This is a genomic window from Bradyrhizobium acaciae (genome assembly GCF_020889785.1).
In the GTDB taxonomy this organism is placed as follows: domain Bacteria; phylum Pseudomonadota; class Alphaproteobacteria; order Rhizobiales; family Xanthobacteraceae; genus Bradyrhizobium; species Bradyrhizobium acaciae.
In genome coordinates this window covers 29075-42854 of the sequence record NZ_JACMYK010000058.1, presented here as the reverse complement: position 1 = coordinate 42854, position 13780 = coordinate 29075, and the positions used below count along the sequence as shown (strand labels likewise).

Annotated in this window: 11 protein-coding genes; 5 read left to right on the top strand and 6 right to left on the bottom strand. The window is 66.5% G+C overall.

Annotation, left to right across the window (positions count from 1 at the left end):
* Positions 1-128: 128 nt before the first annotated feature.
* Together H8A92_RS21895 and H8A92_RS21890 are read right to left on the bottom strand one after the other, a co-directional pair.
* A complete protein-coding gene (locus tag H8A92_RS21895; RefSeq protein WP_229197661.1) occupies positions 129-827 on the bottom strand; it encodes an RlmE family RNA methyltransferase in 699 nt (232 codons plus the stop codon).
* A 33-nt stretch (positions 828-860) separates the two neighbouring features.
* On the bottom strand, positions 861-1904 hold the full coding sequence (locus H8A92_RS21890) for a Ppx/GppA phosphatase family protein (protein WP_175068452.1): 1044 nt from the start codon (positions 1902-1904) through the stop codon (positions 861-863).
* A 218-nt stretch (positions 1905-2122) separates the two neighbouring features.
* On the opposite strand from H8A92_RS21890, the gene H8A92_RS21885 reads away from it, so the two are divergent.
* Positions 2123-4495 carry a xanthine dehydrogenase family protein molybdopterin-binding subunit gene (locus H8A92_RS21885; protein ID WP_229197660.1) on the top strand — a complete coding sequence of 791 codons (2373 nt, stop codon included), beginning with the start codon at positions 2123-2125 and terminating at the stop codon, positions 4493-4495.
* Between the two features lie 164 nt (positions 4496-4659).
* Here the strand turns inward: H8A92_RS21885 and H8A92_RS21880 are convergent, their stop codons facing one another.
* Positions 4660-5460, bottom strand: coding sequence for a hotdog family protein (locus H8A92_RS21880; RefSeq protein ID WP_229197659.1), 801 nt, complete (start codon positions 5458-5460; stop codon positions 4660-4662).
* Between the two features lie 135 nt (positions 5461-5595).
* On the opposite strand from H8A92_RS21880, the gene H8A92_RS21875 reads away from it, so the two are divergent.
* The 3 genes from H8A92_RS21875 to H8A92_RS21865 all read left to right on the top strand — a co-directional run bounded on the left by H8A92_RS21875 (position 5596) and on the right by H8A92_RS21865 (position 9118).
* Positions 5596-6093, top strand: a complete 498-nt coding sequence (locus tag H8A92_RS21875; RefSeq protein ID WP_229197658.1) for a YaiI/YqxD family protein — start codon at positions 5596-5598, stop codon at positions 6091-6093.
* A 4-nt stretch (positions 6094-6097) separates the two neighbouring features.
* Positions 6098-7915 (top strand): ABC-F family ATP-binding cassette domain-containing protein, encoded by a 1818-nt coding sequence (locus tag H8A92_RS21870; protein ID WP_229197657.1) that lies wholly within the window; start codon positions 6098-6100, stop codon positions 7913-7915.
* A gap of 123 nt (positions 7916-8038) precedes the next feature.
* Positions 8039-9118: a D-TA family PLP-dependent enzyme gene (locus tag H8A92_RS21865; RefSeq protein ID WP_229197656.1), complete on the top strand. Its 1080-nt coding sequence runs from the start codon at positions 8039-8041 to the stop codon at positions 9116-9118.
* On the opposite strand, the gene H8A92_RS21860 is transcribed toward H8A92_RS21865, so the two are convergent.
* Complete coding sequence (locus H8A92_RS21860; protein ID WP_229197655.1) at positions 9115-10017, bottom strand: LysR family transcriptional regulator; 903 nt, start codon at positions 10015-10017, stop codon at positions 9115-9117. The two genes, H8A92_RS21865 and H8A92_RS21860, sit on opposite strands and share 4 nt — an antisense overlap.
* Before the next feature lie 93 nt (positions 10018-10110).
* Here H8A92_RS21860 and H8A92_RS21855 point away from each other — a divergent pair, with 93 nt between their 5' ends.
* A complete protein-coding gene (locus H8A92_RS21855) occupies positions 10111-11328 on the top strand; it encodes an MFS transporter (protein ID WP_229197654.1) in 1218 nt (405 codons plus the stop codon).
* Positions 11329-11414: 86 nt separating this feature from the next.
* Here H8A92_RS21855 and H8A92_RS21850 read toward each other — a convergent pair whose 3' ends face one another.
* The gene (locus H8A92_RS21850; RefSeq protein ID WP_229197653.1) at positions 11415-12635 is read right to left on the bottom strand and encodes a TIGR03862 family flavoprotein; all 1221 of its coding nucleotides are present in this window, start codon (positions 12633-12635) and stop codon (positions 11415-11417) included.
* A gap of 2 nt (positions 12636-12637) precedes the next feature.
* Complete coding sequence (locus H8A92_RS21845; RefSeq protein WP_229182806.1) at positions 12638-13555, bottom strand: SDR family NAD(P)-dependent oxidoreductase; 918 nt, start codon at positions 13553-13555, stop codon at positions 12638-12640.
* Between the last annotated feature and the right edge of the window lie 225 nt (positions 13556-13780).

Here is a 13780-nt window from a genome sequence, read left to right as displayed (position 1 = left end):
GAGCCTCTTCGGCGAGCCTCGAAGGATGGACGGGCACCAGCCGGACCGCGCTCCCTTCGAGACGCGCGGAGCCTGTCATCGGGCCGCACTGTGCGCGGACCCGTTGGCGCTCCTCAGGGTGACGGTCACTACGCTCCGCGCAATGACGACTGCTGCCCGCGAAACCCCGTCGCCAGCACGTAGCGCTCGGACGAATCCTGCCGGCTGGCGGACGGCTTGACGTGGCGGACGGCGGCGAAATCGCGCTTCAGCTGCGCTACCAGCTCGGCGTCGGCACCGCTCTGAAACACCTTCGCCAGGAACGTGCCGCCGGGATTGAGCACCTCGCCGGCAAAATGCGCGGCGGTCTCGACCAGGCCGATGATGCGGAGCTGATCGGTCTTGCGATGGCCCGTGGTGTTGGCGGCCATGTCGGACATCACGAAATCGGCGCGGCCGCCCATCATCGCGATCAGCTTTTCCGGCGCGTCATGGTCGAGGAAGTCGAGCTGCGCAAAGGTGACGCCGGGAATCTCGCCCATCTCGAGCAGATCGATCGCGATCACCTTGCCCTTGCCGTCGGCGGCGCCGGTGCGCTTGGCCGCGATCTGGCTCCAGCCGCCGGGCGCCGCGCCGAGGTCGACCACGGTCATGCCCGGCTTGAGCAGGCGATACTTGTCGTCGATCTCGAGCAGCTTGAACGCCGCGCGCGAGCGGTAGCCCAACGCCCTGGCCTTGGCGACGTAGGGATCGTTGAGCTGGCGTTCGAGCCAGAGTTTCGACGACAGCTTTCGCTTGCCGCCGCTCTTGACCGTGACGTGCAGCCGCCCGGTGGTGTCTTTCGCCATGATCTTTCTTGGATTGGTGTGATTGGGCGTGTTCTAGCACGCCCGCAGCGCGCCGTCCTCGCGCATCATCTCGACCAGCATGCCCTCGCGCAGGCCGCGATCGGCGACGCGCAGCCGCGGCATCGGGAACGCGTTGCGGATCGCATCGAGGATCGCGCATCCGGCGAGCACCAGATCGGCCCGCTCGACGCTGATGCAGTTGTTGCTGACGCGCGCCTCATAGCTCATGCCGAGCAGCTTCTGGATCGTCGCGGTCACGTCGCAATCGTTCATCCAGATGCCGTCGATCCGGCGGCGGTCGTAGCGCGACAGATTGAGGAAGACGCCGGCGAGCGTGGTCACGGTGCCCGAGGTGCCGAGCATGTGCATGTCGCGCAGATCCTTGCCGTGCTCGGCCGCGAACGGCGCGACATGGCGCGCGACCTCGTCGATCATCTGCGCATACAAATCCCTGGTGACGTTCTTGCCGCCGAAATGCTCGGCCAGCGTCACGACGCCGAGCGGGATCGACATCCACGCCTTGATGCGCGGCGGCGCATCGGGCGCGTCGGGGTCGCGCTCGATCCGCACCAGCTCGGTCGAGCCGCCGCCGATGTCGAACAGGATGGCGCCCCGCCCCTTCGGGTCGAGCAGCGGCGAGCAGCCGATCACAGCGAGCGTCGCCTCGGTCTCGCGATTGATCACCTCGAGCTCGATGCCGGTCTCGGCTGCAACACGCGCGCGAAAGCTCTCGGCGTTGCCGGCGGCGCGACAGGCCTCGGTGGCGATCAGCCGCAGCCGGCGGGCCTTGCGATAGCGGATCTTGTCGCTGCAAATGGCAAGCGCGGCAATCGCCCGCTCGATCGCCGCCTCGCTGATCGAGCCGGTCGCGGCGATCCCCTCGCCCAGCCGGATGATCCGCGAGAAGGAGTCGACCACGCGGAACCCGTCGCCAGTGGGACAGGCAATCAAGAGTCGGCAATTGTTGGTGCCAAGATCGAGCGCGGCGTAGACGCCGCTTTCCGCGGCTGCCGCAACCAACCCTGACGGGGCTTCGCCGGCCGGAGGGCCGTCGCAAAGCCGCACATGGTCGTTCATCAAAACTGTCTTTCCGCAGCACCCCAAGGTCGATCCATGGGGATCCTTGGGCCCGCCGAATAATTGTCGTTCACGGAAACTTTAGCAGCGTCAAAGCCCTGCGCAACTCCGTTCACATTGGGTCCATGTCCAATCGGGCGTTGTCGTTAAGGGGGGTGTGCGTTATCTCCTCAGCGCCCCCAAACGCCACCAAATCCGGGCTTTTCAGGTCATTTTCGATGCAAGATCATACGTCGCCCGCCTCCCTCGAAAACGCTATCGCACTGCAAAAATACGGTGTCGGACAGCCTGTTCGACGAAAGGAGGACGACACCCTGGTGCGCGGCAAGGGCAAATACACCGACGATTTCTCCCTGCCCGGTCAGGCTTACTGCTGGATGGTTCGCTCCTCCCATGCCCACGGGACCATCAAGGGGATCGACACCGAAGCCGCCAAGACGATGCCGGGCGTGCTCGGGGTGTGGACCGGAGCCGACCTCGCAGCCGCCGGCTACAAGCCCTTCACCTGCGGCCTGCCGCTGAAGAACCGCGACGGCTCGCCGCTGCTGCAGACCAACCGCCCTGCGCTGGTGACCGACAAGGTGCGTTTCGTCGGCGATCCCATCGCCTTCGTCGTGGCCGAAACCGCGGCACAGGCGCGCGATGCGGCCGAGGCCGTCGAGGTCGACATCGAGCCGCTGCCGGCCGTGACCGACGCGGCAGAAGCTGCCAAGCCCGGCGCACCGCAGCTCTATGACAACATCCCCAACAACGTCGCGCTCGATTACCACTATGGCGACACCGCCAGGATCGAGGCAGCGTTCGCCGGCGCCGCGCATGTGACGAAACTCGACATCGTCAATACCCGCGTCGCGGTGGTCTCGATGGAGCCGCGCGTCGCGCTCGCGCACTACGACAAGAAGTCCGAGCGCTTCACGCTGCAGGTGCCGACCCAGGGCGTGTCCGGCAACAAGGCGATCCTGGCGCGCCTGCTCAACGTACCCGCCGACAAGGTCCGCATCCTCACCGGCAATGTCGGCGGCTCGTTCGGGATGAAGAACCTCAACTATCCCGAATACACCTGCATCGCGCATGCGGCGCGCGAACTCGGCCGGCCGGTGAAGTGGCTGGATGAGCGTTCGACCAGCTTCCTCTCAGACAGCCAGGGCCGCGCCCAGCTGATCCATGCCGAGCTCGCGCTCGACGCCGACGGCAAGTTCCTCGCGGTGAGGCTCTCCGGCTACGGCAATCTCGGCGCCTACATCACCGGCGTCGCGCCGGGCCCGCTGTCGCTCAACACCGGCAAGAACCTCGCCAGCGTCTATCGCACGCCGCTGCTCGGCGTCGACATCAAGACGGTTTTGACCAACACCACATTGATGGGCGCCTATCGCGGCGCCGGCCGGCCCGAGGCGAACTATTACATGGAACGGCTGATCGACGCCGCTGCCGACGAGATGGGCATCAATCGCTTCACCTTGCGCAAGCGCAACTTCATCAAGCCGTCGCAGCTGCCGTTCCCGGCCGCCTCCGGCGTCACCTATGACAGCGGCGATTTCGCCGGCGTGTTCCAGAAGGCGTTGGAGATCTCCGACTACGAGAACTTCGCCAAGCGCAAGAAGGAGAGCAGGAAGAGCGGCAAGCTGCGCGGCATCGCGGTCGGCTCCTATCTCGAGGTCACGGCGCCGCCGTCCGGCGAACTCGGCAAGATCACCTTCGAGCCCGACGGCTCGGTGAAGCTCACCACCGGCACGCTCGACTACGGCCAGGGTCACGCCACCCCGTTTGCGCAGGTGCTGTCCGAGCAGCTCGGGGTACCCTTCGAGAAGATCACGCTCGAACAGGGCGACAGCGATCTCGTCCGCTTCGGCAACGGCACCGGCGGCTCGCGCTCGATCACCGCGACGGGACAGGCGATCGTCGAGGCCTCCGCGCTGGTGGTCGAGAAGGGCAAGAAGGCCGCCGCGCACATGCTGGAGGCGTCCGAGGCCGACATCGAATTCGGCCAGGGCCGCTTCACCATCGCCGGCACCGACCGCTCGATCGGCATCATGGAGCTCGCCGAGCGGATGCGCGACAGCAAGATGCCGGAAGGCACACCCGAGACGCTCGACGTCGATCACGCCACCAAGGAGACCGCGTCGACCTTCCCGAACGGCTGCCACGTCGCCGAGGTCGAGATCGATCCCGACACCGGCGTGACGCGGATCGTGCGTTACTCCGCGGTCAACGACTTCGGCACGGTGGTCAATCCGATGATCGTCGCCGGTCAGCTCCATGGCGGCGTCGCGCAGGGCATCGGCCAGGCGCTGATGGAGGAGGTCAGCTACGACGCCTCGGGCCAGCCGATCACCGGCTCCTTCATGGACTATGCGCTGCCGCGCGCCGGCGACGTGCCGTCGATGGAGGTCGGCGATCACCCCTCGCCGGCGAAGTCCAACCCGCTCGGCACCAAGGGCTGCGGCGAAGCCGGTTGCGCCGGCAGCCTGGTCTGCATCGTCAACGCCGTGGTCGACGCGCTGTCGGAGTACGGCATCAAGCACATCAACATGCCGCTGACGCCGGAACGCGTCTGGCGCGCGATCCAGGACGCCAAGGCGAACGCGGCGTAAGGGCGCGCCGCTTCACCACCATCCTCCGCTGTCACCACCCGCGAAAGCGGGTGGTCCAGTATTCCAGAGACAGCAGTTGTTGAGCCGAGAGGCCGCGGCGTACTGGATACCCCGCCTGCGCGGGGTATGACACCGTTGGTGCGGGAGGGCCTTGCCCCTTCCTGCTACGCCGCCGCCTGCTCGCGCGGCTGGGTGATCGCGATGTGCCAGCAATGCGCGAGCGGCACGCCGTTGCCGAGCACCAGCGCGTCGAGCTCGACGAAGCGATGGCCCTTCTTGTCGTAATTGCCGATCACCTTGGCACGCGCCGTCAGCTCGTCGCCGATCTTGCCGGCCGACAGCAGCTGCATCCTTGTGCCGACATGGATCCAGGGTCCGAGGATCGCGTTGTCGACCAGCACCTTGTTCATCACCCGCGGCAGCAGGCCGGGATGGCCGAGACCTTCGCGCAAATAGATCGGGTCAGTCTCCCTGATGTCGGCGAGATACTCCTTCGCGGCATCGCCGGACCAGTCGCGCGGGATGGTGCCGAGCCATTTGCCCTCTTCATAGGATGAGGCGCTGACCGGCTTGCGTTCGGCGACCGCGGCGACCTGCTTGTAATCGTCGAGCACGAATTTCGGCGCTGAGGCCGGCAACGATGCGGTGCCGGTGGCGCAGAGTTCGCCGCGGCTGGTGAGCTCGATCGACAGTCCATTACCGGTTTCCCGGCCGGTCAATTCCGCGATCTCGCCGTCATAGACCGGCTTGACGAAGCGTGCCTCGATCAGGCCGCGTTCGAGGAAATCACGGCCCCACTTCTCGACCGGCAGATGCATCATGTAGGCCATCACGTCGACGCCGGGCACCAGACCGCCGGAAAAGCCGAACTTCCGCGCCACGGTGTCGTCGTGGATCTTGTTCTCCGACAGTTTCGAGGTGTTGTAGGCGGAGACGCGATAGGTCTGCGTAGCCTTCGAATCCATGGGGTTTCCCCTTATTTCGGTTGTTTTTCTCCGGCAATCGTAGTCGAAGCGAGCCTCGTGGCAAGCCTCTCGTTTTGCTCGCAATTTTCCGCCCGATGGAGTACACGCAGGCCGCGCCTGCCAACCCTGGAATCGATGACCGAAACCCCTGCTCCCACCCGCATCTATGTCGACGCCGACGCCTGCCCGGTGAAGGATGAAATCTATCGCGTGGCGATCCGGCTCGGCGTGCCCGTCAGCGTGGTCGCGGGCAATTTCATCCGCGTGCCGCAGGATCCGCTGATCGAGCGCATCGCCGCCGGTTCCGGCATGGATGCGGCCGACGATTGGATCGCGGAACGCGCACACGAAGGCGACGTCGTGATCACCGCGGACATTCCGCTGGCGAGCCGCTGCGTCAAGGCCGGTGCCGACGTGATCGCGCCGAACGGCAAGCCGTTCACGGAGCAGTCGATCGGCATGACGCTTGCGGTGCGCAACCTGATGACCGACCTGCGCTCGTCCGGTGAGATCACCGGCGGGCCGAAATCATATTCGCCGCGCGACCGCTCGACCTTCCTGTCGACGCTCGACCAGACCATCCGCCGTATCCAGCGCCGCCGCGCCGAGCAGGCGCCGGCGAACGGGGGTTAGCGCGATGGCCCCGCCCCTCATCCAGCTCAAGAACATCAGCCTCACGTTCGGCGGCACGCCGCTGTTGACCGGCGTCGAGCTGTCGGTCTCCGCGGGCGAGCGCGTCTGCTTGATCGGCCGCAACGGCTCCGGCAAATCGACGCTGCTGCGGATCGCGGCCGGGCTGGTCGAGCCCGATGCCGGCAGTCGCTTCGTGCAACCCGGCGCCACCATCCGCTATCTGCCGCAGGAGCCTGACTTCGGCGAGCACAAGACGACGCTGGCCTATGTCGAGGCCGGCCTTGGCCCCGGCGACGACCACTACCAGGCGCGCTATCTGCTCGAACAGCTCGGCCTCACCGGCGAGGAAGATCCGGCGCATGTCTCCGGCGGCGAGGCGCGCCGCGCGGCGCTGGCGCGTGTGTTGGCGCCCTCGCCCGATATCCTGCTGCTGGACGAGCCGACCAACCATCTCGATCTGCCGACCATCGAATGGCTCGAAGGCGAATTGGAAAGCCGGCGCTGCGCGCTGGTTCTGATCAGCCACGACCGCCGCTTCCTGACCAATCTGTCCCGCTCGACCGCCTGGCTCGACCGCGGCCGGATCAGGCAGATCGATCGCGGCTTCGGCGCGTTCGAGGAATGGCGCGACGAGGTGCTGGCCGAGGAAGAGCGCGAGCAGCACAAGCTCGACCGCAAGATCGTCAACGAGGAGCACTGGCTGCGCTACGGCGTCTCCGGCCGCCGCAAGCGCAACGTCAAGCGGCTCGGCAATCTGCACGCGCTGCGCGACCAGCGCCGCGACTACCGCGGCGCCACCGGCAATGCCACGCTCGCCGCCGCCGAGGCCGAGAAATCCGGCCGCCTGGTGATCGAAGCCAAGAGCATCGACAAAGCCTTTGGCGAGCGCAAGATCGTCGACGGGTTCTCGACCCGAATCCAGCGCGGCGACCGCGTCGGCATCGTCGGCCCCAACGGCGCCGGCAAGACCACGCTGGTGCATCTGTTGATCGGCAACGATCCGCCCGACTCCGGCTCGGTGCGATTGGGCGCCAATATCGAGATGGCGACGCTCGACCAGCATCGCGAGAGTCTCGATCCGAAGCTGACCTTGGCCGAGGCGCTCACCGGCGGCCGCGGCGATCACGTCATGGTCGGCGACAAGTCGAAGCACGTCATCGGCTACATGAAGGACTTCCTGTTCGCGCAGGAACAGCGCGGCACGCCGCTGGAGGCGCTCTCCGGCGGCGAGCGCGGCCGGCTGATGCTGGCGCGCGCATTGGCAAAACCGTCGAACCTCTTGATCCTCGACGAACCGACCAACGACCTCGATCTCGAAACCCTCGACGTGCTCGAGGACATGCTCGGCGACTACGAGGGCACGGTGATTTTGATCAGCCACGATCGCGACTTCCTCGACCGCGTGGTGACATCCGTGATCGTGCCCGAAGGCCAGGGCCGCTGGATCGAATATGCCGGCGGCTACTCCGACATGCTGGCGCAGCGCGGCGCCGACGTGAAGCGCGAGACCGTGAAGGCGGACGCCCCGACTGAAGAGAAGAAGGAAGCCAAGGCTGCCGCGGCACCCACTGCCGCGCCAAAACGACGGCTGAACTTCAACGAGAAGCACGCGCTCGAGACGCTGCCGAAGACGATCGACAGACTGCACGCCGAAATCGCCAAGCAGCAGAAGCTGCTCGACGATCCCGACCTCTACAGCAAGGACCGCAAGAAGTTCGACGCAGCTTCCGCCGCGATCGCCAAGGCGCAGGAAGAGCTTGCCGCCGCCGAGGACCGCTGGCTCGAGCTCGAGGTGCTGCGCGAAGAGATCGAACAGGCGTAGTTCGCATGGAAATGGTCGTCATTGCGAGGAGCGAAGCGACGAAGCAATCCACGGCACCGCATGCGCGGATGGATGGATTGCTTCGCTCCGCTCGCAATGACGGAAACAACCGGAGTTGACCCAATGACCACGCCCCTCGCCGCCAAGATCGCCAAGGAATACGGCACGCCCTGCGCCGTGATCGACATGGACCGGGTCGAGCGCAACATCGCGCGCATCCAGAAAGCCTGCGACGAGGCCGGCGTCGCCAACCGCCCGCACATCAAGACGCACAAGAATCCGATGCTGGCGCAGCTGCAGATCAAGGCCGGCGCCAAGGGCATCACCTGCCAAAAGCTCGGCGAGGCCGAGATCATGGCGGATAGCGGCATCGACAACATCCTGATCAGCTACAATCTGCTCGGCGACGAGAAGATGGCGCGGCTCGGCGCGCTGCAAGGCAAGGCCGACGTCACCGTCGCCGCCGACAATTCGGTCGTGGTCGGCGACCTGCCGAAGGCCGCAGCCGCCTCCGGCCGCCCGCTTTCGGTCGTGGTCGAGTGCGACACCGGCCGCAAGCGCGCCGGCGTCGAAACCCCGCGTGAGGCGATCGCGCTGGCGCGCGAGATCGCGGCCTCCAAGGGCCTGACTTTCGCAGGCTTCATGCTGTACCCGACCGAGACCGGTTGGGCGGACGCGCAGAAATTCTACGACGAGGCGCTGGCCGGCGTCCGCGCCCACGGCCTGGATGCGGCCATCGTCTCCACCGGAGGCACGCCGAATCTGGTGAACATCGGCAAGCTCAAGGGTGGCACCGAGCACCGCTTCGGCACCTACATCTACAACGACCGCATGCAGGTCGCGGCCGGTGTCGCCACTTGGGACGATTGCGCGCTGCATATCTATTCCACCGTCGTCAGCCGCGCCGGCCCCGAGCGCGGCATCCTCGACGCCGGCTCCAAGACGCTGACCTCGGACACCGGCGGCCTCGAGGGCCACGGCCTGATCCTTGAACATCCCGAGGCCAAGATCGCGCGCTTCGCCGAGGAGCACGGCTTCCTCGATCTCTCCCGCAGCAACACCCGGCCCAATGTCGGCGACGTCGTGCGGATCGTGCCCAATCACGTCTGCGTCGTCGTCAACATGATGGACGAAGTCGTGATGGTGCGCGGCGACGAGATCATCGGCGCGTTGCCGGTGGCGGCGCGCGGCAAGCTGCGCTAGCCGCGAATCAGAGCCTGCAGTTCCCGATCGAGCGCCGAGCGAAACACCTCGATCGGCCGCGCCAGGCGGCCGGCCGGCGGACGATGCACGATCCAGGCCCGGACCGCAGGATTGAAATCCGCGATCTTCACGATCTTGAGCCGGCCCTTGAACGCGCTGCGCTTCAACGCGATCGGCGTAACGAGCCCGACGCCGAGGCCGCGCGCCACCAGTGACAGCCGCAGCTCGCTGTCGAGCGCCTCGACCGCGATGTTGAACGGCAGATGCGCGGCATCGAAATGGCGCTTCAGCGTCTGGCGGAAACCGCAGCCATCCTGGTTGATCACCCAACCAGTCCGCGACAGCCATTCGAGGTCGACTGACTTCGGCGTCTTCATGTCGCGCGCCACGACGAACACCACCGGCTGCGCTCCGAGATCGGAGGCGGCAAGATCGTCGGGCGGCGCGGTGCCGTCGGGCAGGCAGATCGCCGCGGCATCGAGCTCGTTGCGGCTGACCCGCTCCATGTGGTTGGGCGACCAGCCCGAGACGACACGCACGGCAAGCGCGGGGAATTCGCCGCGCACCGCATCGAGCGGTCCGGTGAGCCCCGCCTCCGACAAAAACGGCGTCAGGCCGAGCCTGAACTCACCGCGCACCACACCGTCATTGGCGACGCCCGACTTGAGGTCGTCGAGCATGCGGAGCACGCGGCGACCCTGCTCATAGGCCTCGATCCCCGCGGCCGTCGGCCTCAGCGGTTTCGACAGCCGGTCGAGCAGCTGCGCGCCCAGCATCTCCTCGAGATTCTGGATCCGCCGCGTCACGCCGGGCTGGGTCAGGTTCAGCCGCGCCGACGCCGCGACGATCGATCCGGTCTCCACCACGGCGACGAACGCCACGAGGTCATGGGTATTCATAACAATCTCGCATATTCTTCATCATCTTATTTGAATTGTAGCATATTAGGCCGATCCCCTAAAGGGGGCCTCGCCAGTTCCTCGCGAGGTCCCATGACCATTTCCGAAGCCACCAAACTCTCCCCTGCGCGCGCCGTCTCGGTGCGTCCGCTGATCTGGATCGGCGCCATCACCACCGGCACCGTCGTCACCAACCTGTTCGCCCCGCAAATCCTGGTCGGCCTGATGGGCCGCTCGCTCGGCATGACCGCGTTGCAGGCCGGCCTGATCTCGACGTTGACCCTGCTCGGCTACGCGCTCGGCCTGTTGCTGCTGGTGCCGCTGGTCGATCTCGTCGAGAACAAGCGGCTGATCCTGCGGACGCTGGCCTGCGCCATCGTCGCCGCGATCGGCACCGCGATGGCGCCGACGCCGCTGATGCTGCTCGCCGCCACCTTCATTCTCGGCGCGTCCTGTGCTGCGATCCAGATGGTGGTGCCGCTGGTGGCGTCGATGGTTCCGCCGGAGCGCCGCGGACAAGCGATCGGTGATGTCATGAGCGGCCTGATGATCGGCATCCTGCTGTCGCGGCCGATGGCAAGTCTGATCGCGGACAGCTGGAACTGGCGCGGCTATTATTTTACGTCGGCCACCTTGATGATGGTGCTCGGCTGCGCGCTGGCGCGCTACTTGCCGACTCTGCAGCCGACAGCGAAGGTCAGCTACGGCGGGCTGCTGCGTTCATTTCCAAGACTGCTGCGAGAGGAGCCGGTGCTGCGCGTGCGGTCCTGGACTGCGGCGCTGGTGATGGCATCGTTCACCGCATTCTGGGCTGCCGTGGCGCTGCGCCTGCCGGATGCGCCGTTCAGGCTCGACGCCAAAGGCATTGCGCTGTTCGCACTGATCGGTGTCGCGGGCGCGGCGGCAACGCCTCTCGCAGGCCGATGGGGCGATCGCGGTCTTGCACGGCCACTCCTGATCGTCTCGCACCTTCTGATCTCCGGCGCGCTCGCACTCTGCGCCTGGGCCGGCGCGATCGAGTCGCCGATCGCAGCCCTTTCGCTGCTTGGCGTCGGCGCCGTGCTGCTCGATTTCGGCATCACCACCGATCAGACGCTCGGCCGCCGTGCCGTCAATCTGTTGCAACCCGAGGCGCGCGGCCGGATCAACGGCCTGTTCGTGGCGCTGTTCTTCATCGGCGGTGCGGTCGGTGCGGCGGCAGCGTCCGCAGCATGGAGCTTTGGCGGGTGGACGGCGGTCTGCGCGGTGGCCGCGGCGTTCGGCATACTCGGACTGATCACCGACATCGTTACAAAGACCGGTTCGGATTGAGTCGCATAGGATGGGTAGAGCGCAGCGAAACCCATCATGTCGCCGCGCGGATCAAAGTCGATGGGTTTCGCTGCGCTCTACCCATCCTACGATTGCTGCGCGAGCCACCGTAGCACGCCCTTCCCTGCCGCCACCCCCGTCGCGAACGACGCCTGCAACAGATAGCCGCCGGTCGGTGCTTCCCAGTCGAGCATTTCGCCGGCGGCGAAAACACCGGGCAATCGCCGCAGCATGAAATGGTGGTCGAGTTCGTCGAATCTGATCCCGCCCGCACTCGAAATCGCGCGCGCGATCGGCGCGACGCCTGATATCTCGATCGGCACCGCGTTGATCAGCGCGGCCAATTCGGCCGGCGGCAGCAAAGCCAGCGATCGGCCGGAGGCGACTGCCGCCTCCTGCAACAATCCGACGCCGACCGACGAGAGCTGCGCCGCCTTGCGCAGGAAATTGGAGAAGGACTGCTTGCCCTTTGGCACCGACAGCCGCGCGATCAGGTCGTCGCGCACGGCATCGGGCCGCAGCGCCACGCTGAGCGTCGCCGTTCCCTTCGCGAGCACCGCATCGCGCAATTCGGCCGACAATGCATAGATGGCGCCACCCTCGACGCCGGCGCGGGTGACGATCGCCTCGCCGCGCACCGTATGCGCCCCGATCGTGAGCGAGACGCCTTTGAGCGGCTGGCCTTCAAACCGGTCGCGGAAGATATTTGACCACGCAACCGTGAAGCCGGAATTGGCTGATTTCATCGGCGCCACGGCAACGCCCTTCGCGGCGAGGATGTTCGCCCAAGCGCCATCGGAGCCGAGCCGCGGCCAGCTTGCACCGCCGAGCGCGAGCACGGTCGCCTCGGCGTTGACCGTGCGCGGGCGGTCCGGTGCCTCGAACAGCAGTCCGCCGCTCGCCTCCCATCCGGTCCAGCGATGCCGGAATGCGAACACAACGCCTGTCGCATCGAGCCGGCGCAGCCAGGCGCGCAGCAGGGGCGAAGCCTTGAAGGCCTCGGGAAACACCCGGCCGCTGGTGCCGATGAAGGTCGGCTGGCCCAGCGCCGCGCTCCAGGCGCGCAACGCATCGGGCGGAAATGCCTCGACCGCTTTCGTCAGGTGCGGCATCGCCTCGCGATAACGCCTCAGGAAGTCCGGCATCGGCTCGGAGTGCGTGAGGTTGAGCCCGCCGCGGCCGGCCATCAGGAACTTGCGGCCGGCCGACGGCATCGCGTCATAGACGGTGACCTGTGCGCCGCCCGCCGCAAGAGTTTCCGCCGCCATCAGGCCGGCAGGTCCGGCTCCGATGACGGCGACGATCATGCTCAGAGCTTGATCCCGGCCCGCGCTGCGGCCTGGGCGACATACTTCTGGGTCTGCTCGAATGCGCCCTGCAGCGCCTTCGCGGTCGACATGTCGGCGATGTCCTTGAAGTGCGCGGCGACGCCGTCGGGCGTCCACTCGGACTGCGGCAGGTTGACGCCTTCGGTCTCCAGCACCCGGATCACCGCGAACGAGCCGGCACCGGCGCCCATGATGGTGCGGGTCGGCGCGTCTTCCGAGAGCAGGAATTCGACCGCCGGCGTGATTGCCTCCGGCTTCATCAGCTGAAGCGCCTGCGGCGGCAGCAGTTCCTCGGTCATGCGGGTCGCAGCCGTCGGCGAGATGGTGTTGACCTTGATGTTGTTCTTGCGGCCCTCTTCGGCGAGCACGTTCATCAGGCCGACCATGCCGGCCTTTGCCGCGCCGTAATTGGCCTGGCCGAAATTGCCGAACAGGCCGGACGACGAGGTCGTCAGCACGATGCGGCCGTAATTGCGCTCGCGCATGCCGGCCCACACCGCCTTGCAGCAGTAGAAGGTTCCGGTGAGATGGACGTCGAGCACCTTGGCCCAGTCGGCGACCTCCATCTTGGCAAACGACTTGTCGCGCAGGATGCCGGCATTGGCGCACAAGAGGTCGACGCTGCCCCACTCCTTGGTGGCGCGCTCGACCATCGCGCTGACCTGCTCGAAGTTCGAGACGTCGGCGCCGTCGGCCATCGCGGTGCCGCCGGCCTTGCGGATCTCCTCGACCACGGCCTCGGCCGGCGACAGCGAACCGCCGGTGCCGTCGCGCGCGCCGCCGAAATCGTTGACCACGACCTTGGCGCCACGGCTGGCAAGGCCCAGCGCATGCGCCCGCCCAAGACCATTGCCAGCGCCCGTGACGATAGCGACGCGTCCGTCAAACCTAATTGCCATGCCGTAAATTCCTGTTGTTCCCTTCTGCCCTTGGGAGAAGGTGGCGCGCGCAAGCGTGCCGGATGAGGGGTTCTCTCCACGGATGAGCACGCGGAGAGAAACCTCTCACCCGGCTTCATCTCGCTTCATCTCGCTCCGCTCGATTTCGTCACCCTCTCCCACAAGGGGAGAGGGTGCACGCCCGAGCGGCATGAAAAGGTTGGGGACTTTTGAGCAGCGATGGAT

Coding starts and splice junctions, on each gene's coding strand:
- H8A92_RS21895 (WP_229197661.1), bottom strand. CDS start 827: ATGGCGAAAGACACCACCGGGCGGCTGCACGTCACGGTCAAGAGCGGC.
- H8A92_RS21890 (WP_175068452.1), bottom strand. CDS start 1,904: ATGAACGACCATGTGCGGCTTTGCGACGGCCCTCCGGCCGGCGAAGCC.
- H8A92_RS21885 (WP_229197660.1), top strand. CDS start 2,123: ATGCAAGATCATACGTCGCCCGCCTCCCTCGAAAACGCTATCGCACTG.
- H8A92_RS21880 (WP_229197659.1), bottom strand. CDS start 5,460: ATGGATTCGAAGGCTACGCAGACCTATCGCGTCTCCGCCTACAACACC.
- H8A92_RS21875 (WP_229197658.1), top strand. CDS start 5,596: ATGACCGAAACCCCTGCTCCCACCCGCATCTATGTCGACGCCGACGCC.
- H8A92_RS21870 (WP_229197657.1), top strand. CDS start 6,098: ATGGCCCCGCCCCTCATCCAGCTCAAGAACATCAGCCTCACGTTCGGC.
- H8A92_RS21865 (WP_229197656.1), top strand. CDS start 8,039: ATGACCACGCCCCTCGCCGCCAAGATCGCCAAGGAATACGGCACGCCC.
- H8A92_RS21860 (WP_229197655.1), bottom strand. CDS start 10,017: ATGAATACCCATGACCTCGTGGCGTTCGTCGCCGTGGTGGAGACCGGA.
- H8A92_RS21855 (WP_229197654.1), top strand. CDS start 10,111: ATGACCATTTCCGAAGCCACCAAACTCTCCCCTGCGCGCGCCGTCTCG.
- H8A92_RS21850 (WP_229197653.1), bottom strand. CDS start 12,635: ATGATCGTCGCCGTCATCGGAGCCGGACCTGCCGGCCTGATGGCGGCG.
- H8A92_RS21845 (WP_229182806.1), bottom strand. CDS start 13,555: ATGGCAATTAGGTTTGACGGACGCGTCGCTATCGTCACGGGCGCTGGC.